This window comes from Metamycoplasma hyosynoviae (assembly GCF_004365165.1).
Taxonomy (GTDB): Bacteria; Bacillota_I; Bacilli_A; order Mycoplasmatales; family Metamycoplasmataceae; genus Metamycoplasma; species Metamycoplasma hyosynoviae.
In genome coordinates, this window is sequence record NZ_SOCH01000002.1 from 52,345 (window position 1) to 76,482 (window position 24,138).

Genomic DNA, 24,138 nt, shown 5'->3' on the forward strand with positions numbered 1-24,138 from the left:
TTAAAATTATATTTTTGTAAAGTAAAATCATTAAATAATTATGTAAGAAGGGCAATAATATGAAATCAAATAGAATAAAAATTGATAAAACTAATTTTGATTTTAAGCAAAATAATATTTCTAATGAAATATTAACTAAACTAAAAGAAAACAAAATTATTAAAGATTTTTATCTTGATGGTGATTTTTGCTTAATTAATGGTGAATGTATAGAAGTTATGAATGCCCTTATTAAGCAAAGCATAATTGTAGATCATATTATTACTGATATCCCTTATGGAACTGTTCAGGGATTATCTATTGAGGGTTGAAAAAATAAATCAGCAATCCCACAATGAGATATAGTTATTGATAAAAAGAAAATGTTTGATTGTTGTTTTAAAATTTCAAAACCAAACACTAATATTCTATTATTTTCACAAGAACCACTTACTTATCAATTAATTACCGAAATGAACAATTATGAAAAATTTTCTCTATCTAATAAAATGATGTGAGTTAAAAATAATCATGCTAATGGTTTCAATTCTAAAACTACTCCATTGAATTATTATGAAGAAATATTATTAATTAGAAAATCATTAGATGAAAATAATAGCATTGAGCTAAGAAAATATTTTGGCAAATTACTTGAAGCAATACCTGATAGTAAGAAAGAAATTATGGAAAAATTAGGTCAAGGTCTTGATCATTGTTTTAGATTTAAAAATAGAACTTTTTATATACCCACTCTAACAAATTACAACAAATTAATTGAAACATATGCAATAAATAATTTAGATTTCTTTAAACCATATATTGAAATTAATAGACTATGAAAAGAAGAAAATACAGTTGTTTTTAATATTCCTAATAAGGAAAAAATATTTAAAAATGTTTTGGAGTTTAAAAAAGACACTAATAACATACACCCAACTCAAAAACCTCAAGAATTATTAAAAACATTGGTTAATGTATTTAGTGAAGAAGGTGACACAATACTTGATTTCACTAGTGGCTCAGGTTCGACAGGTATTGCTTGTATAACTTTAAATAGAAAATTTATTGGTATCGAATTGGATAGTAATTTTTATGAAAAATCTATACGCTGATATCAAGCAACAAAAAATAAACAATATTACAAATTTTTAGTCGACAAACCTACTAAAATTGATGTTTTATAAAATATTTTTTATATGTAAACAGAAATTTGATATTTCTTTTTTTAAAATATTTTTTTAATTTTTCCTCTATCCTTATTAAATTTTTTCTTCCTATAATCAAAGTTTTTTACAAATTCAATAAGAGAAATGTAATCTTTGCCATCATTTAGTTTTAAAAATTTTTCTTTTTCTTCCAAATTAGAACATATATTAACATTAATAGCAATATTTTTCAGTTTTTCATTTCAAATATTATTAATAATTGGTTTTTTATTTAAATCTTTAAAATTAACTTTAATTTCTCAACTATCAAAATATATTGGAGTAAGCAATCAAAAATCATATGAAAGTGGTAATAAATTACAATGATTACTTTTGCTACTTTGATCACGTTGATTTTTAAAATATTGTAATCTTTTATTTTCGTAGAAAGAATCATCATAAGTAAATGGTATTTTATAACAGTTGATTATAAACACAATATCTCCAGTATCTATATTTATTGTGTCTTGTTTATCAAAAATATGAAATACAAATAAAGAATCTAAGATTTTCTTATCATATGCTTCTAGCAATGTTTTTGCGTTTATACCAAATCTACTATCATCCATTTCTTCGTAATTATTTGAACCACAATTAGAACAAATATTAAATATTTTAGAAAACTTAAAATTGCAAGATTTACATTTGTTTGATTGAAATGTAACAGATGTTTTTACTTCAATTTCTTTTTTGTCTCTTTGATTAATCAAATCAAAACCCATACCACCCGAACCTGAACCTATATAATTTGTATTATATAGTGCTGTAAGTAGTTCGCCAAATGCACCAATTCCTTTAAAGGCTGTAGATACATTTTTACTTTTGTATTCATATTCTAGATTTAATTGATATTGCCATATTTTTGAATATTTATACAAAAAATTAATAAGCTGATCTAATTTTTTATCCATATACAAATTACCCCTATGATACTAATAGTTGTCTATAAAACACATTGATATATTAATTTTACTAAAAACTTTGCTTGCTAAAACTAATTTTAGCAAGCAATTTATATCAAATTTATAATTAAAAAAGATATTTCATTCATATAAATAATTTAATGAAAGTTTAAATACAACAAACATTTTTTTTATTTCAAATAAAAAAGCCCAATGATCTTGGGCCTTAATTTAACTTAACTATTTAAATCATTTTTTGATTTGTTCGCGAGTTCCCAGAACATAATGTTCAGTATCAACATTAAATATTTCTAGAACATTAGGGTATTTTTGCTCTTCTAGATAATCAAGTTCAAATGATATATTTTCAAATTTCTCATTTGAATTAGAAATCTTAGGAATTGCTTTAAATAAATTGATGGTATATGGGTGAATTGGGCGAGCATAAATATTTTCAGTTTTACCAAATTCAACTATTTTACCTAAGTGCATTATTTGAACATTATCAGCTACATATTCAATCATACTTAGGTCGTGTGCTATTAATATCATTCCGATATTTTTTTCATTACACAATTCTTTTAATAAATTTATAACTTGAGCTTGAATTGAAATATCAAGTGAAGCTATAGGCTCATCTGCTACTATGATTTTAGGTTGGGTAATCAAAGCACGAGCAATAACAATTCTTTGTAATTGTCCACCTGAAAATTCATGTGGATAACGATAAGCAAATTGTTTCAGAAGACCAACATCTTCAAGTGATTTATAAATTATGGTTTTACAAAGAAGTTGACCAATGTAAAATTTAGCAAGTGGTTTAAAGAAATTAGAATTATATTTATTGAATCTATCTTTTCAAACAACATTTTCATCGGCAATATTTTTAGCAGCTCATTTTAGGTCAATACCTAGAAGGATGTAAAGATTTTTTAAATCTTTATCTAGGTAGTATTTTTCGATTTGAAATGATTTTAGGGTGTCTTTTTTAACTGCAATATCAGATTTATAATAACTAATTAATGCATTAATTTCTTTGAAAGATTTTTCATCAGTTATTTTTGATTCTAAATAACTTCAGAACATCTTTTCAATTTCATCAAATTTTGTATTACATTTTTGTTGGCTGCTACGTAAGTTCAAATAAAGTTGTTTTTGTTCTTGTAGTTGTTCATAGGCTTTTGTGATTTTAACACGATAAGATTTTAAGAACAAATTCATATCTTCAATATAAGTTTGTTCTGCTTCTTTTAAAGCATTTTGTGCTTGCTTTAGGTTTTCAGTAGAATAGTTTTTCTTCTTACCATCTTTTATAATTTGCTTGGTCTTTAAAATTTCGTGTTCAAGATTTGCAATTTTTTTATCAAATTCTTCTTCTGATTTTTGTGAAAGCACAACATAAGAAGAAAAGTCAAATTCAAAATCTTCATTTAAAATCTTTTTAATTTCAATATGTGGTTTTGAAAGTTTAAGATCAAGACTTTTAATTTGTTCATCTGTTAGTTGTGGGCTATTTTCACCTATATTTTCAGTTTGGACTAAATGAAAATTAATTTCTTTTAAATACTTAGCAAAAAATGCATCTGCATAAGAATCTAAATCAGCAATTACTTTACGTGCTTCTTCAAATTGCAAGTATTTACATTTTTTGCTTATTTCTTTTAAAACACTGTATTTTTTAAGAAATAGAAGTTGTGATTTTAAATTGAAAATATAACTTTTAAGATCAAGAGTCATTAACTTTTCAATTTGTGAAATTTCGCTTTCATTTTTATATTCGTTTAAAAAGTTAATGAAAGTGTTTTTGCAAGTACGAAGTTGTTCAATTTTTTCTAATTTTAAATTCTTGTAATCTTGTTTTAGTTTTAAAAGAATTTTTTTAGCTTCATAAGCTTCTGCAGAAATTTTGGTTAATTCAATTTCTTTTTTTAGACGCTTAGAATTTTCTCAATAATTAGTTTCTATACTTGAAAGTTCGCGATTACGATATTTTTGTTGATGTTCATAGTAGATATTAAATAATTTGTTGGTGTTGGTATAAACATTATTAATAATCTTACTTTCCATCAATTGTTTTTCTTCTAGATATAGAAAGAAACGTGAGAAACTATCTTCAAAACTATCATCATCTGAAAATTTGAAGTTTGCAAATTCTTCTTCTCATTTTGCAAAGAATGGTTTTGCAAGTCTATTGATTTCACGATAGTTTTGCACTTCTAGTTGCATAGCATTAATGTGGAAGGTATATTTAAAAGCTTTTTTGACATCTTGTCAATCTAAGAAAATATCGTCCAGTTTTTCTTTCAAAATACCATTGATTATTAAAGGCTCTCTTAAAATGCTATAAATAGTGTGTTGACCATTTAAAGAAGCATGAGGATCTTGAAAAATCATTTGCACATTACGACGCAAATATTTCGTTCTTTGACGAGTTAATTTTTTTCCTGAAATGATTTTTTCATTTAAACGAATAAACCCATTGTAATCATCATATAAACGTAGTATGCTACGTCCAACAGTAGTTTTACCAGAACCCGATTCTCCAATTAATCCAATAATTTCACCTTCATGAAGATTGAAAGAAACACCATCAACTGCTTTATTGATATACCCTTGATTAACAAAATATTTCTTTAGATTTTCAATCGAAAGAATAACTTTGCGAGTTTCAGGTTTTTCAATAACTTGGGTTATTTCTTTAGTTTTACTTTTCATTTTTTAAGGCTTTCTTAAAGGCTTCTAATCTCTTTTTAAGTTCAAGTGGTAGTTCTACTTTTTTAGCTTTAGGATGAAGCAATCATGTTGCAGCAGAGTGAGTTGGAGTAATAGGAATTAATGGAGGTTCTTTAACATAATCTAGTTCAAGAGCATAATCATTTCTTGGCGCAAATGGATCACCAATTGGAAGGTTGGCCATATCGGGCGGTGTTCCTTGAATGGTATAAAGTTTTTCATCTTTATTTTCAGGAATAGCACTAATTAAAGCTCAAGTATAAGGGTGCGCTGGTTGAGTGAAGATCTCTTTTTTAGTTCCACGTTCAACAATTCTACCAGCATACATTACATAAATGTAATCACAGAATTTAGCAATAACAGAAATGTTGTGGCTGATTAAAATTATTGATATACCTTCATCTTGTCTTATTTTTTCAAATAAAGCAAGAACTGAAGCTTGAACTGTGGGGTCTAGTGCTGTTGTAGGTTCATCTGCAATAATTACATCAGGTTTCAATGCTACTACCATTGTAATTACAATTCTTTGTTTCATCCCACCAGATAATGTGTGAGGGTAGTAGTTAAAGATTTTTTCTGCTTCACGCAAACCAAAACGTTTTAGAAGTGAAATTAAATGGTCTTTTTTTTCTGTAAATGTTTTGTCTTTTCAATCTAGGTTATTATTTAATGCGTCTAGCAATTGATTTCCAATTGTACGAGTTGGATTTAGACTTGTTAATGGATCTTGTGGAATATATCCAATTTTTGAACCACGGATGTATTGTCAATATTTTTCTTTTTGAACCTTAGTTAATTCTCAATCATTGATTTGAATCTTATCAGCTGATATGATTGCATTATCATTGATATTAATTAAAGTTTTTGAAGTAATTGATTTACCAGATCCTGATTCACCTACAAGTCCAACAATTTCACCTCTTTTTACATCAAGATCAACGCCCCGAACAATGTGAATTGTTTTTCTATATCCCACTGGAAATGAAACGTGCAAGTTTCTAACTTCAAGCACTCTTTCATTTTCAAGTGGTGCAACTTTTCAAGTGCTAGTGATAAATTCTTTATCATTACGACGTGCAAATGGAATTTTAGTTTTAACTTGTTCAGTATTAGATTTAAATTTGAATTTTAATTTTTTAGGATTTTTATTATTTTGTGCAGAATTTTCTGCTGCTGAATTATTTTCTTCAACTTTACTTGAAACTTCTAAAGAAGAACTTTCTTTTGAAGTTTCTAAAGTTTTTTCACTGATCTCAATATCTTCTTTAACTTCTTCTTCAATGGTAATAGGCACACTATTTTGCAAATCTTCTAAACTAATTTCGGTAGTATTAGAACGTGTTGATTTGGTTTTTACTTGCACTTTTTTACGAGTATTTTTCTTAGTTGCCATTATTTTCCTTTTTGATATTGGTTAGTATAAGATTATGAAAATTATAAATTATTAAAAGTTAGTAATATGAAATTAATTGTATATGCATTAGTTTTTTATAGCGGTTAAGGCTAAAATAATGCAAATAATATTAATAAATATTAGAATGTAGAATGACAAATTTGTTGTTTTTTTATTGTGAATTTTATTATGAAGTTCAGCTTGTTCATATTTTTCACGTTCGTTTGCAATAATAAAATCTTTTTCAAGTTGGCTTGCATTTGGTTTGTATTGTGAAGCAGCTTGTTTTTTAATCACACGTTCTTTATGAATGTTTTTAAAAAACCTCATTGTGCCACTTCCAAAGCCGAAACGGAAAATTATTATAAAAACACAAATTCCAGCAATAATGCTTGAAGCGATGCTTAAAGCATTTTGGATGGTCATTTTAGCAACATATAAAAAGATGATGGATAAAATAATTTGCAATAAAATAGCAGTAAAAAAGAAAATTGTTGTAAAAATATTTCAACTATTTTTTCAATAATTTCTGAAAGATTTTTCGTCTTCTATTTTATTAATGTCATTCATAAATTTAATAATTACTTTCTTTTTGCTTTAGCAATTACTTTAGGATCTAAAGCGTCATGTACTCCCATTGCAATGAAGTGAAGTGATAGAGATAGTGTTAATAAGATAATTGAAGGAAGAGCAAGTGTTCAAGGGTTATATTGCGTATAAGGAATTGATTCAATTAAAAGTTGACCTAAGTTAACATCATTTTTTTCTTTGAAAAATCCAAGGAATGCAAGTGATGCAACACTCATTATAATTGATGGAATTCTTCTAACAAAGTTAGTTGCAATTTTTCCTAATACAGCAGGAAGTGCATGAACAAATATTTGTCTTCTAGTTGTAGCTCCAATTGATTTAGCAGCAGTAATATATTCTTCATCTTTAATAGTTATTATAAACATTCTTGTCGAAGACACAGGTCCTGCTCATCCCGTAATTACAAGAGCAGCAATTAAAGCGAAATGTGTAGCTCCAAAAATAGTTGTAAATAGTAACAATCAAATAAGTTCAGGAAGTGATAAGAATATATCAATAATTCTCATTATGATAGTATCTATTTTTTTACCGGCATGAAATCCTAAATAAGCACCGATAGATACACCAATAATAGTTTGAAGCACAGCAGCAGCAAGTGCTATTTTAATAGCTCTTCAAGTAGCATATCAAGTAGTTGTTCAAATATCTTGACCTAAATGGTTAGTACCAAGAAGTGGTTTTAGATCATCAATTTTTGAAAGAGCTAAATTAACTACATGTTCTGGAATTATGGTTTGTTTAATATTTCATAAATCTGAACGAAGGGCTAATGCTTTATAAAAAGCATATGCATCATAAGTTACAACAAAATCACTAGGAGGATCAAATTCTAATGGGTTTGATTGAGCTATACCATTAATTTTGACTGTTTTTAAAAAGAAGTCAAAATACTTAATGTTTTCAGATTTAAATTCTTTGATATCAGTTCACAGTGTATAAAATGAACTTGATGAATCGGTTGCTTGGTTTTTAATTAAAGGGGCATAAGATGGAGGAAGCAACTTAATTCCATCTAAGCCTGAAATTTCTTGAGTAGGAGAGTATTTAGCAATCAATCTTGAAGGGATCAAAATTGAACATAAAAGTAGAGCAATAAAGATTGTGAACGCAATTACAACAACAGGGTTTGAGAAGAATCTTTTAAAAATTTCAACAATTAATCTTTTAGGTTTTCCTGCAATTGACATTAAATTTTGTTTTTTGCTTTCAGGCACGAAATTTAATTTATTTTGCAATTCACCATTGATTTTATATTTTAAGTTGAACTCTTTTGCTGTGAGTTTTTCCATTATACTTCACCGCCTATTGAAACTTGATCTTCGGGTAATTGTTGTTTATAGTCTTTATTTAAAAGATTTTGTTTGTATTGTTCAAGAAGTGATTGTCTCAAATCTTTAATAACTTTTTTTCTTTGCAAATAAGTTTTAAAGATGATAGAAAAGTTTTTCTTGCTTTTTGTTCCGTATGTTATACGAGGATCTAAAATAACGTACATTACATCAACTACAAGTTCAGAGAAAAGCGAAAGGAGTGAGAAGAACTGAGTAGAAAACATTACTATAAAGATTTCACCCTCTGGAAAGGCAAACGCAATTGTTTGGCTAGTTCCAGGTATATCTCAGTATTTTTCAATAATTATACTTCCTGAAAGTAAGAATAAAAATGAAGGGAATACGATTGCAAACAAAGGAATAGAAATGTTTCTTAGTACGTATTTAAAGAATATTTGTTTTTGTGAAAGACCTTTGGTCTTTGCAATTAAAACATAATTTGAAGTTAGTACTGTAATAACTTGGTTTCTTGCATATGTTGTATATACAGCAAGAGAACCTAATGTTACAACAATAATTGGCGGTAAGTAAGCAGCGAATACCCTACCAAAACTTTGCCCTGAACCAAATGGAGGTATGGTAGACAAAATTTTCAATTTAACAGATATCGAAATTGCAATAGGAGCAATTATAAATGATGGAAGTGCTATAAAGAACAACACAAAAACATTTATTGTTGAATCTGCTCATTTACCCCTTTTATAACCAGCTACAACTCCTAATGTGGTTCCGAATACTGCACTCATTATAAATGCGGGTGCCGAAACCAGTACTGAATATCTTAATGGATTGAAAAATAGTTTTCAAATATCAGTATATTCAAATTTATTTGGGTTTGAGTTATTGTTGATTAAAAAGTTGAAGTCACCTTTTGTTAATATATTTCCAATGTATCTGAAATATCTTATTAAATGCGGAATTAATGGTCCGGGATTATCTTCGGTTCCTCACCTAAAACCATATTGTACTTCAAGCCGAGCTTGAATTTGTGCAAGTGTTTGGTGTGAGGATTGTTGTGAACTTTGAAATTCTTGAGATGCTAGTTTTTTAATTGGGTCAGGCCCAAAAGCAGAAACTAGCAAGAAACAAAGTATCGATATAACGAAGAAAGCAAGAATAGCAAATGCTATTCTTTGCATTACATATTTAAGCATTATTTTTTAATAAAAATGTCGCTTTGATATTCAACTTCGCCAGAAACAATTGGGTAATTATATGCTTTATTTATTAAGTAAGGTGTGAATGGGTTTTTGTTTGTGTGGTTTCCACCGATTTGGTGATCCACATTTTGGAATGTTATAATTTCTTGTAGAAGTTTAACTACATCTTCATTTTTTAATGTTTTAATATGATCAAATCAGAATTTAGCACTTCATAGATAGATATCAGTAGCATCTTGGAAAGGTACTGGTTTGTTTTTTTCATTTCTTTCTAGAACATATAAATCGCCATCTTTTTTGAATTTATAGTTGTATCCACCAATAATGAAAGTATATGCATATCTATTGCTTATTAGATGTAAATCATTAAATGGAATTGAAGATTTAAAAGTGTGAGTTATTTGATAAGTATTTAGAGCTTCAGCAAGTTTTGTTAATTCAGGGAATGATTTTTTAAAGTTTTCTCCTGCTTTATGTTTTATTCAACTTAAACTAAAGATCAAGTGTTGGTTTCATGACATACCATCAAAACCCGATGCAGAACCATCATAATCATAACTTCAGCCACTGAATTCTTGACCTGAAATACCATTATCTCTAACATCATTGAATGTTTTGTCTTCTTGTGAAGAGTATTCAAATTTTATGTTTAATCTTGGGTGTAATTCCTTGAATAAATTCATTAATTTTTCTTCTGTACTTTTTAGTTCTGAAGTTATATTCAAGTATTGGTAGTAGTAAGTATATTCAAATGGTTTATCTTTATACTCAGGATTTTTATTATCAAATTCTTGAATCGTCTTAGCAATTTCTTCTTTTAATTTAGCAAATTGTGCAGATTTTAATTTTTCTTTAATTTCTTTTTGACCTTTTGCATATTCAATGTTTTCAGTGTTGGTAATTAAGAATTTATCTCCATCGAATTTAATTCTATTTCCATCTTTGTCTATAGCATATAATGAGTTCAAGTCTTCATAGAATTCAGCTAAGGTTTTTTTGGTAGCACTTTCTTGGTCACTTCCACCGATTTGACCATCTCATGCTAGCTTACCAAGTCATGGTTTTCGTAATTGGTTTGATTGTTGGTCTTCAAATGTTGCTCAGTTAACAGCTGCATCTAAAATAGTTCTGAATGACAAACCAAGTCCACCGATGAAACTATCGATTTTTTGTTTACCAGTCTTAATTTCTTCTTTAGTTGCACCATATACTAATTTAGCATAAGCATCATTGAATAAGTAATTTTCTTGTCCACCACGAACTAATGGAACAGATGCAAATTTATAAGTAGGTGTATATCTATTTAAAGGTTTTGAGTATTTAGGACCTAATTTCTTATTTATAATTTCTGCTTTTTCATTTGATTCTAGTGAGTTATAAACAACTGTAGAAACTTCATTTAATTTGAAGTTATTGAATTGATTTCTAGCAAATTGCTTTTTATCAGATGAAGCACTTTGGTTATATTTTCAGATAACTTCTTTAATTTTTTGTGATGAGTTAACTCATTCTTTATCTCAGTAGTAAGCATTTTCTCTAAAAATTCTTCTTGTACCTGATGGAAATGCTTCATAGAAAGGTCCAGCATATAATGTGCTGTAGTCGCCTAAACCGTATCAATAGCTACCAATTTTTCCATATAAGGTGTCTTTAATAGAAAGCAGTTTATCTCTAACAAGTTTTTCATCGGCATAACTTAATTTTTTATTTAAGTGGTTATATAAAGTTAAGCTTCCTAAGTTTTTATTGGTTTCATCAATAAATTGTGAAGGAGCTGCTAGAAAGTCGTAGTTTCCTATAATACATTTTTTCAAGAATGAATCGAAACTTCCTACTTTACCGCCTTGGGTTAATTCGAATGTAACACCTTGTTTGGTTGAATTAGGTAGAGCTTGTAAGAACTGATCTTCTTTATAGAACTTGCTTGAATCAATATCAAATAGTCCATATAAATATTCATTTGAATATGCTTGGTTGGCTGTAAATATAGAAGTATCTTTATTAGCCAACTTTTCATTCATTATTTTATCAATTTCTTCGTTTGTTCCATTTTCAAACCTTGTATCTCTACTAATGTTTGCAGTTCTTAATCATGAGTAGTAGAAGTCTTTTGGAACAACTTGATGACTTGTTTTTCTACCTTTGTAGTCTACTCAATGAATGCCTTCTTTAATAGCAAATTGTAGTTTTTTAGTTTTTTTCAAGTCTTCTAAAAATTGTTTGCTATTAATAGAAGTTGCATTTGCTGATTCTTTGAAAACTGTTATTTTATCTCATCCACCTGTTGGTTTTTGAGGTGTAACTTCAGCTTGGTCGTTATCATATGTTTTAACAGTGCCATCTTCAAGTGTTAAAACAATAGCTGAAGCAAGTTCTAAACGATATTTTGCAAAAGTTGGAGTAATAATTTCTTTACCATCTTTTACATCAGGTTCATTTAATCCTTGAACTCTAAGTAGTAATCCACCAGTGTTGTGTAACATTGTGGTGTCTTGGAATCCTCCATAGCTTCTAGAAGCATCGCTTCTAAAAGGAACAGGAGTTAGCAGTGAGTCTCATGCCCTAACAAATTGTTGTCTTTCGATAATGTCTTTACCGCAAGATGCAGAAACAAGTGGGATGGTTGTTAATGCTGCTAAGGGGAGTGCATTAAGAAATAGTAATTTCTGTTTCTTAGTCATTTTAATTTTTTTCCTTTTGTTAAGTTTGTTAATTTAATTTCATTAATTATTAAAGTGTCAAGTGTTTTTACAATATTTTATTATGTGTTTTTAAATTTAAATTAAGTAATTAAATAGTTGGTTTTTGTTTTTTTTATTATTGATTTATAAGTTAGTTAGTTTAAAGTTAATTTTATAAATTTGATGAAATTGGCTTTTGCATATTTTTGATTTATTTGTCTAAAATGATATTTTTATGATGATTGACTAAAAAGTCAAATTAATCAAAACTATGTTCCCCTAAAAGCCAGAGGTTTCTTCGTATGGTTATAAATATAAATTATTATAAAATTATTGAAAAAGTACAGGTTCATTATTAATTCCTTTATTAAAAATATAGTTATTCATCATTTTGTTCATTTTAGATGCGTTCTTAATATTCTTAATAATGAAATTAATAATTGATGAAGCAAAAATAACTGCAGATTTAGCAGCCTTGATTGTTCAAGTATGTTTTAAAACTAATTTTGTAGTCATTTTTCTCCGTTTTGTTCGTGAAATATTTTAATTTAAAAAGGATATTATTTTTCTTATATTTTTGATAAAAAAATAAAAAAACACTTTTTTATAGCTCATTTGGTTATATTTTTGTGTTTTTTTAATGAAAAATGGTGATATTAGCCTTATTTGGCTTGTTTTTCTTCTAAAAGCTTTTGATAAAATCCTAGTTTTTCTTGATATTCTTTAAGATTTTTTTGCTTTTCAATAACAAATTCTTTCGAAGCTTTTTCAATGAATTTAGGATTATCTAACATTTTCTTATTGAAAGCAATTTCATCTTCAGCATGTTTTATAGCTTTTTGAATATCAGCGATTTCTTGTGCCTTGGCATTTTCATCTTGTTTAACATAAATTGTAGCATCAATTAATTTGATTGCAAAGTCAGTATTTGCTTTCATATCAAAATTTGTCATCTTACGAATTATTTCTTTAGAAAGTTGTGAGATAGTAAATTCATCTGATATATCAAAGTACAAGATTTCTGATTTTGAAATCGCTCTGCTTTCACGATATTTACGAAGTTCAGTGATTAATTCAATTAATGTATCAATTTCTTTATGACTTGGTGAAGTGTATTCCGCAAAGTTAATTGATTTATATAAATAAAGTTCTTCTTTATATACATTTTCAAAAATATAATCAGTTATAAATGGCATAAATGGATTCATCATAATTAAAATTTCTTTAAATATGAAATGCAAGAAAATGTCATTATTTTTGAATTTACAGAATTCTAGATATCAAGAAGAAAAGTCGTTTACAACAAATTCATAAATATATTTATAAACAACTGCAAATTCATATTTTTCCATATTTTTATTAACAAGGTCTTTTGTTAATAAAAATCTATTTAATATTCAAATATCGAAATTATCAATTACTTCTTTGAATTTAATTTCATCGCTTATTTTAACTGGCTTAGTTAAAATCAAACGAGCAATGTTTCAAAGTTTATTTAAAAATAGTTGCGAGCTTTTGATTTTATCAAGACCAAAGTTTATATCTTGTCCTGGACTTGAATTAAATATTAAAGCCATTCTTAATGCATCAGAACCATAAGTGTCAATTATTTCAATAGGATCAATTCCGTTTCCTAATGACTTAGACATTTTTCTACCTTGTTCGTCACGAACAAGTCCATGAATTAATACATTTCTAAAAGGAGCTTCGCCTGTGAAATAAAGTGATTGGAAATACATTCTAGCAACTCAAAAGAAAATAATGTCATAAGCTGTTACTAAAACATCTGTTGGAAAGTAGCGTTCTAATTCTTCTGTATTTTTAGGTCAACCTAAAAACATAAATGGAGCAAGCGCACTACTAAATCAAGTATCTAAAACATCTGGATCTTGAACTCAGCCTTCACCAGGTGAAGTTTCTTGAACTTTTATTGCACCTTCATTATATCAAGCTGGAATACGGTGCCCTCATCATAATTGGCGACTAATGGTTCAGTCATAAACATTTTCCATTCATTTTACAAGAACATCTTCAAAACGACCTGGAATAAAGTTAACTTTATTAGCTGATTGTAAGTGCTTTAATAAATCCTGTGAAAGTTTTTGCATTTTAACAAATCACTGATGCTGCATCAAAATTTCAATAGGTTCATCACTTCGTTCGCTATATCCTACATTTGAAACTATGTCTTCAACTTTTTCGATAAAACTAGCATCTTTTAAATGTTTGAAAATTTTTTTACGTGATTCTTGACGTTCTAATCCTTCAAATTCACCAGCAACTTTATTTAATTTCCCATTTTTGTCAATACATTCAATTATTTCAAGTCCATTTTCTTGGATGATTGCAATATCATCAATTGAGTGTGCTGATACTTTCATAATCCCTGTACCAAAAGCTGGATCAATTAACTTAGAAGCTACAACAGTAAGTTCTTTTTTAGTTAATGGGTGAATTATTTTTTTGGTTTTTAGTTCGTTAAATCTGCTGTCTTCTGGATTAAGTGCAATAGCAACATCTGAAAATAAAGTTTCAAGTCTAGTTGTAGCTATTAATAAATGATCCTCAGAATCTTTTATTGGATATTTAATGTAATACATTTTTTGAGGAGTTTCTTTATTAATAACTTCAATATTAGAAAGTACTGTTTGAAGTTTAGGATCTCAATAAATTGGTTTTTTAGCACGATAAATTAAATTATTGTTGTACATATCAATAAAAGCTTTTATAACAGCTTCATTTGATTTTTCATCTAATGTAAAACGCTCAGAAGTATAATCTAGTGCAAGTCCCAACTTATCTCATTGGCTTGTGATGTTAGCTGAATATTCATCTTTTCATTTTCACATTTCTTGTAAAAATTTTTCGCGACCCAATGTATATTTATTTAATTTCTTTTTAGCAAGTTCTTTTTCAACCTTAGCTTGAGTTGCTATACCGGCGTGGTCTTTTCCGGCTAGATATAATACATCATAGCCTTCAAGTTTTTTATATCTAATAATAGTGTCTTGAATATAAGTATCAAGTGCATGACCTATATGGAGTTTACCCGTAATATTAGGAGGCGGAACTATAATGGTGAATGGTCTTTTTACTGGATTATGAAATGAAAAGTATTTATTTTCTTTTCATTTTTGTTGGCGTTTATTTTCAGTTATTAAGTGATTATAATTCTTATCCATATTCATGTTTCCTTGTTCAAATATTAATGAGAAATCAAATATTTCATCTTCTTTAGTACTGCTATCAAAACTAACAGTGGTTGTTTTTAATTTAATGCTTTCAGTGTAATTGTTAAATAATAAATTTTTTATTTTAGGGTTTTTAATGTTTTTAGGAACTACTCATTTTCCTAGTTCATTTCATTGACATCACAAAATGTGATTTTGTTCAATTTCATATTTATTTAAATTTTCAAAGTTATCTTTATAAGTTTTATATTCTTTTAGCAAATAAGCATTTGTACCACTATCTGGAAAAATTAAGTATTTTACCATTGGGTTCAATGGGTTTTGAAAAACAACATTGGTTCTACCTTCTTCAACAACTTTGAAGTTGTTGATAAAAATAACTTTGTTGGTTAATTTACGGATATTATCAATATTATTGATTAAATAAATTCCAATGATATTGTGTTCAAATATATATTTATTAATTTCAGTTAGAAATTTATTTTGCTGCTTTTCATCAAATTTATTAATGTGGTGATCTACTAAAATCAAACTTGGTTTTGAGATGAACACTTTTTCACGTTCTATATCAAAACGGTGCTGAATATCTAAAAGTGAGTAGGGCAGTTCATTATGTATCAAAGGAAGAGAAACTTTTTTTAAGATAGTATAAATTAAAGATCTTAAAATAAATTTTTTGCATAGATTGTAGCTCAATTTAGAATCACGGAACAGAGGTGAATAAGTTGAATACATATTCCGTTCTTTTTTGAAAATATCTTGATATTTCAAAAGCATCTTAGTTTTTAAACTAAGTTCGGCCACAAAATTTATTCCAAATTTATCTTCACTTTCTTCAAGTGATTTTAAACTTACATATTTTCTAATGGTTTTTAGAATCTTATTAATTAATGCATTGTTTTCATCAATTAGATCATTATTAATAATTTGGAATTTTTCAACAATGTTGTAATATTCAATTCTTTTTTCATTTACTTCTTGTGAAATATTGTCGAAGTTTCAAAAATATTCATGTCTAAACTTTTGAAACTCACTTTGAATTTCATTGAATATTTCACGGTTCATAATCATACTATTAGCTAGTAAATTAGTTTCATCTGTGTTTCGATGTTCTTTGTTTTTTAAATTAGCAATAGTTTCATAAAATCTATTTCGACTATCAAGTGATTTATTTCTATAAAATTCTGTTTTTAAAACAAATTTTTCATTAACAATTTGCCTAATATTTGAAAATAGTTTTCTTCTAGAACGAACTTTAAAACTTATAAAACTTACTTCTTCTGAAACTTGAAGGCAAATGTCATGATATTCATTAATAAGTGAATCTACTACTGTACTACCACATCATACAAGTTTAAAATAATTAAAAGTAATGAAGTTAATTAAACGTTTATTAATTAAATAAAGTTGGTAGTGGTAAATTACCGATCTAAGGTCATCATTATCTATTAATTTGATTTTATGAAAATCATTTTCATACCTTAGGTCAGAAGCAAGTTTATTTAATAAAAATCTAGTTTCTTTTAAAACAATTGCATTGTTAGCTTTTAATTCTTTGATGTTTTGAATTATAGTTTTTTGGTTCTCTCTTTTTTCATCGTATTTATTTAAAAGTCTTTGCTTTGCAATAGCAACATTTTTTTTAAGTTTAATATAACGGCTATAATCTAAAAACGATTCACCATGGGTGAATTTATTGATTGAATTGTATGAAAGTTCCATCAACATATATTCATATTTTTTTGAAACCTCAGAAAAATTAATGTAATCATCAATAATGATTTTGAAAATATTAGATATATTTTTTTCACTAATATTTTCAAGTTGATTTGTGATACTTAAAAGTTTGATGTTTAAGATTTTTAAAAAATCATATAACTCTTTTTCATATTCACTGTAATATTCAATGAAATGCTTCTTTAAAATAATTGAATAACTTTCATAAGTGTCTTTTCAATCTTTTATAAAGTTTTTAACCGAAATATCTATAAGTCTATTTTTCTCAAAATAGCCTTTTAACATTTTATAAACTGTGACATCAGGATTAACTTCTAAAATATTTTCTTCAAAACAATGAGCAAAGTTTTTGATAAATTCTTCTTTGCGACTATTAAAGTCTAAATTTTTGTTATCAAATTCTATCTGAGTAGTACCCAAGAAATTTGTTTTAGGTTTTTTTTGATAATTTAAAAAAAGTGAAAAGATTTCATTGTAGGTTTTTTCAGAACTATTGTAAATAGCAAGAATATCGTTTTTATCAAGGTTGATATTTAAGTTAAATAATGAAATATCAAAATTTTCTTTTTTCTTTTCGAATATTTTGATATTTTTAAGAACAAGATTTTTAATGAAACTTTTAGCCATTATAATCTTGCTCCTTCTTTTGAACTAATTAAAGGATATACAACTTTATAAGTTGCCAAAATTATTGATAAGTTTCAGAATATTTTAATAGGGCCAGTAGAAGCATGTTGCGTTAGATTAATTCAAAAATCAACTTTTAAAGTAATAGTATCTGCTATTGCAAGTAGCATTGTGTTAGCAAATTCTAAAATAGCTGAAAGTGAAATAATCGCCATTATTTCAATAAAAGTACGATATTTGCCTTTCAAAAAAACACGGTAGAAAATTGCAAAAAGAAACATAACAATAAAACCAAGAGATGTTAAGAAAATATAAAACAATTTGTTTTTAATAAAACGGTTGTTTTCAAAATTTTCTGCAGGTATACGTGAAAAAATAACAAATATCAAAATGCCTTGAATTGCTAACGATATTAAAGTGGATACAAAAGCAAAGTTAATCATCGCAGTTGGTTTTTTGCGATTTTCAAGCATTATTATTTTTACTTCGTAAAAAGCAATTTCTTCTGAAAAATATTGAATGTCAATTGAATTACCTTTTAAAAGCGCTTCATCATATTTTTTTTGGAAAAAAGATATTATTTCTTTGTATTTATAAATTCTATACTTACTTGAAAAAAACATTTCATTCAAGTTAAAGAAATAATATCCACAAAGGCCAGGAATAAATCCAGCTATTGCAATTGCAATAGTATAAAGATAATGGTAATAACTAGGAACCAATAAAAAAGAAATTAAATCAGCAAGCACACCAGTAATTATTCCAACTACAGGACCAAAAATAAAACCAGTTATTTTAACAGGAAGTCCAATGAAACTGAACTTGTATGAAGGAAGTGCATTTATTGGCAAAATACGAACTGATATAATGAAAAATACAACAGAAATTGAAATTAATACACTAACAAAAGCAATTCTTTTAGAATCTCATTTTTTGTAGCTAAATCCAAATTGTGTTCTTACTCATCTTAAATAGTGAAAAAGCCCACCAGGGATTTTATTTTCATAATTCTTTCTTTTTTCATTCATATGTATTTAATATTTTATATTAACTAATAAAATATTATGTAAAATGCAATTTATTTATTGCTAGTAAGTTGAAACTAGAAATTATTAGCTTGCTTTTAAACCTTGTTTTTATATTAAAACAAAGCACCATTCATCACCATAAAACAATTAAAAATAACGCCGATACCTGCGTTATTTTTAAGCTAAAATTTTATTAGAATCTTAGCGACAAGCAGCTCAATCCACCATCTAGTTTTTTAAATTCAGAAGTATCGCAAGTAACTACTTTGTAAATTCCTAGATCTTGAATTGCTTTTAATACTGTTGGATATCCTTCAGGAACAATAACTGTTTCATTCATTCAGATGCAGTTTGCTGCATATCCTTCTGATGCAGGTACTACAATTTTATTAAAATCATTAAAAATTGGGTAGTTTATAAATTCACCTGAAATTAGTAAATTGTTATGTTCTAGATAATTAACTCCAGTTTTTAAGTGTAACATTTCAGTCATAGGAACAGGGTAACATTTTTTGCCATGTTTTGCAAGAATGTTGAAGAATTGTCTAATTCCTTCATCGTTTGTTCTTTCAGACATACCAATGAAGTAAGTGTCTCCCACCATCATAACATCGCCACCGTCTACAGTACCAGGAGCTTCAATTTTGTATATATGTTTTTCATCAAAGAATTTTTGTAGATAAGGAAGTGCAATATGTTTTTCGCCATTACGTGTTTTTGCACCTGGGTTTGTTAAGATAGCAAATTCACCCGGAACAATAACAGCAGTATCTTCAACAAAACAAGAGTCTGGGAATTTTTCATCTTTTGGTGCAATTGTAACTTTCACACCAGTAGCTTCTAATTTGCTAATATAGTCTTTGTGTTGCAAGCAAGCTTTTGCATAATCAGGTTTTCCTAATTCTGGCACAGAAGTAATTCCATTTACCATACTAGCAGCAGGTATTCTAACAATAACATTATTAAATTTTTTCATATTATTTCCTATTTTATAATTTATGTATATAAATTATACTATGTAGCTTTTACCTTAATTTTCCGAAAAAGAAAATAATGAAAAACTTGCAAATTTATCATGATAAAAATTTAATTTTTAGTGAATACTATTGAATTTAAAAATTGAAATTATGGGATTTTTTAGAAATTGCAAAAACTTATAATATTTAAAGTCTTTTTTATTCATAAAAGTAAGGTAAAAAAAATAATGCTTATATAAAGCCAAATTTTCTTATAAAATTTATATATTGCATTTATTTTCACAAATAAATGACAAATAAAATATTATGAGGAAATATAACTAAATTTATGACTAAACAGAGTAAGATAATTTTATTATCTTCATTAATCACCCCCCCCACTTGCATTCCTTTATTAGTAATTTCATGTACTAATCAAGACCCTACAAGTGAAATTGAAAAAGTTAAAGTTTCTGCAACTTCATTAGATAAATTAGCTAGCGAAGTAACTGATTCAGATATAAAAATTACTGGTTATCGTACATCAGTGTTCACTGCCACTCAAACGCACCAAGTTAGTGCCACTGATCCAACCACACTAGAAGTTCTAGTAGAATTAAAAAACATTAAAAAGGGCACTAAGGCACAAAAAGTCTTTCCTATTAAGGGCTTTAAGGCCGATTCCACCGAAGAAATAAAAAATCTTTTAGCTACAGAGCTTGAAAAAATTAGTGGCGTTACAGTAGATAATCACACTGATAAAATAGCTAACACTATTGTTGCAAGCGACATAAAAATTACTGAAACTTCAACTATTGACAAAAACACTTTTGAATTTTCAATAAATCCAAAAGTTGATAGTAAAGATAAAACCAAGCTTAATGTTACAATCAGACTAAAACATAAGCAAAGTGGAGTTTTATCAAAAGCAAAAAGCTTTTCAATTGAGGGTTTTAAAGCACTTACAGCCGAACAAGAAGAACTAATTAAAAAGCTTAATACTGCGTCAAGAAAAGTTACTGTTGATGTTGATAACAAAGCAAATATGTTTGCAAAAGAAGTTACAGAAGCAGATTTAAAATTCACAATCCCTACAATTTCAGGCATCATTGATGATCCCAATAAATATGAGATAATAGAAAAATCTTGATCCGTAAGTAAAACAGATTCAAAAAATCTAGAAGTATATTTCCACTTAAAAAACAAAGAAAATAATTTAGTTTCAGATAAACGTAAATTTGAAATTAAAGGTTTTAAAGAAGCTGAAGCTTCTACTCCCGAAGAAAAAGCATTGCAAGATGCATTAAATGCTGTTAGTTTATCATATGAAGGCGGCAAAGAAGTATTAGATAAAACTGATGCTGGTGATTTAGCAATTACTAAAGTTAAACTAGAAAATCAAAAAGAAGGTTTCGAATATAGCCATAAATTCAAAAATGATAATCCAAGCAAGGTTAATTATAATGATGGATTTAGAACTGTAGTAATTACTATCAAAAAAGGTTCAAAATCACTTTCAAAAGAAATTAATCTTGAATGCTTTAAATCAGATTATGATGTAATCATAAAACAAAGAGAAAAAATCAAAAATATTGATTTATATCAAACCATTGAAACCAAAAATCTTGTTGAATCATTATTAACGGGTCAAAAAACTGAAATTGATATATTCTATGATTTTAAAGAAAAGAAATTTTATGATAAAAAACATGATGATCCCGATAAAAAGCAAATATTAGATTTATCAAAAATAAGTTTTGAATTTGGAACTACTTTTGGAAGAAGCAAATTAATCAAAGTTATCGATAATAAATATAAAGCAGCTATAACATTAGCTAAAAGTTATAAAGTGGATAATAAATGAAAATACATTTATGATACAAAACAAACTGAAACTAACGAACTAAGTTTTGAAATTATTGATCAAAATGCGATAGATAAAGTTGCAGAAGATGCTAAAACTAAATTTGATTATCCTAATAAAAAAGATATATTTGTAAATACAGCTGAACAAAGCAATATTATTTTGCCTAATGTGAAACTTCAAAATATTGCAGTTAAATTCATTATCAATAAATTTGAAAAAGACTCTGAACATTCAAAATTGGTTTTAACATATCAAGCAGAAATTGAATATAAAGGTACAAAATTCACTTCTAAATCAACCAAAACTGAAATAACCGGATTTAAAGCAGATGAATTAGGTAAAGAATTTAATGGTTTGACAGTAGATTATGATAATAAAGATCAAGTCGAAGCTGATAAAGCAGAAGATTCAAAATTCAAACTATTAAAAGGAAGTGAAACATATAATGCACCTTCTGGAATTACTAAAAAAATAGAAGTTTTAGAAAAAGATAAATATAATGGAAAAGTTAAAGTAAAAGTTATTTTAACTAAAGATGGTAATAATGCTTCAAAAGAATTTACAGTTGAAGGATTTAAAAAAGTAAACTTTGATTTTAATAGTATTACTGCTGATAGTTTAACAATTGAATACGAAGGTATCACAAAAACTGAAGTTTTACCTACATCTATTACAAAGTTAAATGTTAACATTACCGTAAAACCCGAATATAAAGATGCTATCGAGGTTCAAGATTTCGAATTAACTGATGCTAATAATACTGCTGGAAGTTTAAAAATAAAAATCACTATAAAAAATCTAGTTGATAATTTGCATCCTACTAGAATAATTGAAAAAGATGAAAGTGGTTTCAAAACATCAACAGGTTCTACAAAAGAATATAAACTAAAAGAATTATATGATTTATCTGTTTCAAAAAACTTATTCAAAGTTGATACATCAAAGGAAGATAATATTATCGAATCATTTAATAAAGTAACAAATAATGGAACAAAAATTGCTTATCTAGCAATTAAGGATAATGTAATTCTTGAAAAAAATAAGGGTAATAAAATAGATGGACTTTCAATTTCTGATGCCTTAATAAAGGGTAAAGTAAATACCCACGGAACAAATGAACAAAACATTTGCAAGCATGAAGATAAAGGTAATGCTAAAGGCGTTTCACTTATTAGAGAAAACAATAAATGAATAATTAAGTGAAGATTATTAATAAAAGATAATAAACTTGATGACGAAATATTTGAACAAATAATATTTGAAAAATAAACTTTTGCCAATGCAAAAAGATGAATTAAATTGAAGTTCATCTTTTTTTCTGCAATTTTACTAATTGAAGATAATTAATCAATATCGCCACATATTTTTGGAAAAGATGCAATAAAAAGACACAAAACTTTTTTTGTTTGTGTCTTAATAAAATATAAATTCTAATTTTTAATAGTCTTCTGGTCTACTTAAAACTCTATTGCCGTCTTTTGTAACTAGAACAGTGTCTTCAATACGAGTTCCACCTAGATTTTCAACATAAATTCCAGGTTCAACTGTAATTATCATACCTTCTTCTAAAACAGTTGGAACAGTTGCATTTACATAAGGGAGTTCATGAACATCAATACCAACACCATGTCCTGTTGAGTGAACAAAGAATTTACCATAACCAGCATTTTCGATGTAATCACGGCAAATTTTATCAATTTCTTGTGTAGTTACCCCCGGTTTGACCGCTTCACGTCCAAGACGTTGAGCTTCTGTAACAATGTCAAATATTTTTACAAGTTCAACATTTTTTGGTTTTCCAAAAAAGAAAGTACGTGTAATATCACTAGCTCATCCCATAAATTGTGCACCGAAGTCAATTTTAACAATGTCTCCTTCAACTAACTTTCTATCAGTTGGGTGGTGATGAGGTTCGGCAGCATTCGAACCAAAAGCCACAATTGAATCAAATGATTCTTTTTCAGCACCAAAAATACGCATTAAATAACCTAATTTGTTTGAAACTTCAATTTCACTAATTCCCACTTTTAGAAGTTTTTTAACTTCTTCGTATGCTTGAAGAGAAATGTTGCAAGCTTCTTGGATTTTAGCTACTTCTTCATCATCTTTTTTGATTCTAAATTGTTGACCTTGAACCAAAACAAATTCTGATTTTGGTGAAAGTTTTTTTAATCTTTCAAATACACCAACATTTAAATAGTCTTGTTCTATCGCTATTTTTTTGTATTTTTTCTTTTCTAAGAATTTTGCAAGTGCATCTTTTTCTAATAAGTTAACTTCAACGTTTTTGGCATTTTTAGTAGCATATTCAATATAACGTCCATCAACAAATAAAAATGCTTTTTCTTTTTCAACAATCAAATATCCATCTGATGTTTGTACGTTTGAAAATCACAATCTAGTTTGTGGGGCTTCTGAAATATAAGCATCTACTTTAGTTTCAGAAAAATATTTATTTAATTCATTTCTTAACATATTATCTCCTGTGTGTTTGAAATATTTTTAATTTTGAAATTTGATAAATTTGGGTAAATAAAAAAATAACGCAAGATTATTTTTTTTCTTTATGAGCAGTGTGAGCGTTGCATTTTGAGCAGTATTTCTTCACTTCCATTTTATCGGGATGAAGTTTTTTATTTTTTTTGGTTATATAGTTTTCCATTTTACATGTTTCACATCTTAATGTAAGACCTTCTCTTGGCATTGTTCCTCCGATAAGTTATTTTGTTAAATAAGAATAATCTTTATATGTAGAGC

Annotated in this window: 15 protein-coding genes; 2 read left to right on the plus strand and 13 right to left on the minus strand. The window is 27.3% G+C overall.

From position 1 onward, the window contains the following. The first annotated feature begins 59 nt into the window (after positions 1-59). Positions 60-1,163 carry a DNA-methyltransferase gene (locus JN03_RS08270; protein ID WP_208317676.1) on the plus strand — a complete coding sequence of 368 codons (1,104 nt, stop codon included), beginning with the start codon at positions 60-62 and terminating at the stop codon, positions 1,161-1,163. A gap of 41 nt (positions 1,164-1,204) precedes the next feature. Here the strand turns inward: JN03_RS08270 and JN03_RS00230 are convergent, their stop codons facing one another. The 11 genes from JN03_RS00230 to JN03_RS00280 all read right to left on the minus strand — a co-directional run bounded on the left by JN03_RS00230 (position 1,205) and on the right by JN03_RS00280 (position 19,534). Beyond that, positions 1,205-2,095 carry a MamI family restriction endonuclease gene (locus tag JN03_RS00230; protein WP_134076422.1) on the minus strand — a complete coding sequence of 297 codons (891 nt, stop codon included), beginning with the start codon at positions 2,093-2,095 and terminating at the stop codon, positions 1,205-1,207. Positions 2,096-2,326: 231 nt separating this feature from the next. After that, positions 2,327-4,801 carry an ATP-binding cassette domain-containing protein gene (locus JN03_RS08275; protein ID WP_134076423.1) on the minus strand — a complete coding sequence of 825 codons (2,475 nt, stop codon included), beginning with the start codon at positions 4,799-4,801 and terminating at the stop codon, positions 2,327-2,329. Continuing rightward, positions 4,791-5,873, minus strand: a complete 1,083-nt coding sequence (locus JN03_RS08280) for an ABC transporter ATP-binding protein (RefSeq protein WP_036441754.1) — start codon at positions 5,871-5,873, stop codon at positions 4,791-4,793. The genes JN03_RS08275 and JN03_RS08280 overlap by 11 nt, the downstream gene beginning before the upstream one ends. 426 nt (positions 5,874-6,299) lie before the next feature. After that, positions 6,300-6,782: a hypothetical protein gene (locus JN03_RS00245; RefSeq protein ID WP_134076424.1), complete on the minus strand. Its 483-nt coding sequence runs from the start codon at positions 6,780-6,782 to the stop codon at positions 6,300-6,302. An 11-nt stretch (positions 6,783-6,793) separates the two neighbouring features. Then, positions 6,794-8,092: an ABC transporter permease gene (locus tag JN03_RS08285; RefSeq protein ID WP_119863967.1), complete on the minus strand. Its 1,299-nt coding sequence runs from the start codon at positions 8,090-8,092 to the stop codon at positions 6,794-6,796. Continuing rightward, complete coding sequence (locus tag JN03_RS08290; RefSeq protein WP_119863968.1) at positions 8,092-9,288, minus strand: ABC transporter permease; 1,197 nt, start codon at positions 9,286-9,288, stop codon at positions 8,092-8,094. The genes JN03_RS08285 and JN03_RS08290 overlap by 1 nt, the downstream gene beginning before the upstream one ends. After that, positions 9,288-11,975 carry an OppA family ABC transporter substrate-binding lipoprotein gene (locus tag JN03_RS08295; RefSeq protein WP_134076425.1) on the minus strand — a complete coding sequence of 896 codons (2,688 nt, stop codon included), beginning with the start codon at positions 11,973-11,975 and terminating at the stop codon, positions 9,288-9,290. The genes JN03_RS08290 and JN03_RS08295 overlap by 1 nt, the downstream gene beginning before the upstream one ends. A 330-nt stretch (positions 11,976-12,305) precedes the next feature. Then, positions 12,306-12,491 carry a hypothetical protein gene (locus JN03_RS08300; RefSeq protein WP_134076426.1) on the minus strand — a complete coding sequence of 62 codons (186 nt, stop codon included), beginning with the start codon at positions 12,489-12,491 and terminating at the stop codon, positions 12,306-12,308. Positions 12,492-12,637: 146 nt separating this feature from the next. Continuing rightward, positions 12,638-17,530 (minus strand): valine--tRNA ligase, encoded by a 4,893-nt coding sequence (locus tag JN03_RS08305; RefSeq protein ID WP_277870472.1) that lies wholly within the window; start codon positions 17,528-17,530, stop codon positions 12,638-12,640. Beyond that, positions 17,530-18,558, minus strand: a complete 1,029-nt coding sequence (locus JN03_RS00275; protein WP_134076427.1) for an ECF transporter S component — start codon at positions 18,556-18,558, stop codon at positions 17,530-17,532. The genes JN03_RS08305 and JN03_RS00275 overlap by 1 nt, the downstream gene beginning before the upstream one ends. 193 nt (positions 18,559-18,751) lie before the next feature. Continuing rightward, complete coding sequence (locus tag JN03_RS00280; RefSeq protein ID WP_134076428.1) at positions 18,752-19,534, minus strand: dimethylarginine dimethylaminohydrolase family protein; 783 nt, start codon at positions 19,532-19,534, stop codon at positions 18,752-18,754. Positions 19,535-19,863: 329 nt separating this feature from the next. Here JN03_RS00280 and JN03_RS08310 point away from each other — a divergent pair, with 329 nt between their 5' ends. Further along, positions 19,864-22,650 (plus strand): lipoprotein 17-related variable surface protein, encoded by a 2,787-nt coding sequence (locus tag JN03_RS08310; RefSeq protein ID WP_166666746.1) that lies wholly within the window; start codon positions 19,864-19,866, stop codon positions 22,648-22,650. Positions 22,651-22,818: 168 nt separating this feature from the next. Here the strand turns inward: JN03_RS08310 and JN03_RS00290 are convergent, their stop codons facing one another. Together JN03_RS00290 and rpmG are read right to left on the minus strand one after the other, a co-directional pair. Further along, entirely contained in the window at positions 22,819-23,856 is a 1,038-nt protein-coding gene (locus tag JN03_RS00290) for an aminopeptidase P family protein (protein WP_134076430.1), read from the minus strand. 76 nt (positions 23,857-23,932) lie between these two features. After that, a complete protein-coding gene (rpmG, locus tag JN03_RS00295; RefSeq protein ID WP_036441773.1) occupies positions 23,933-24,085 on the minus strand; it encodes a 50S ribosomal protein L33 in 153 nt (50 codons plus the stop codon). Positions 24,086-24,138: the final 53 nt, after the last annotated feature.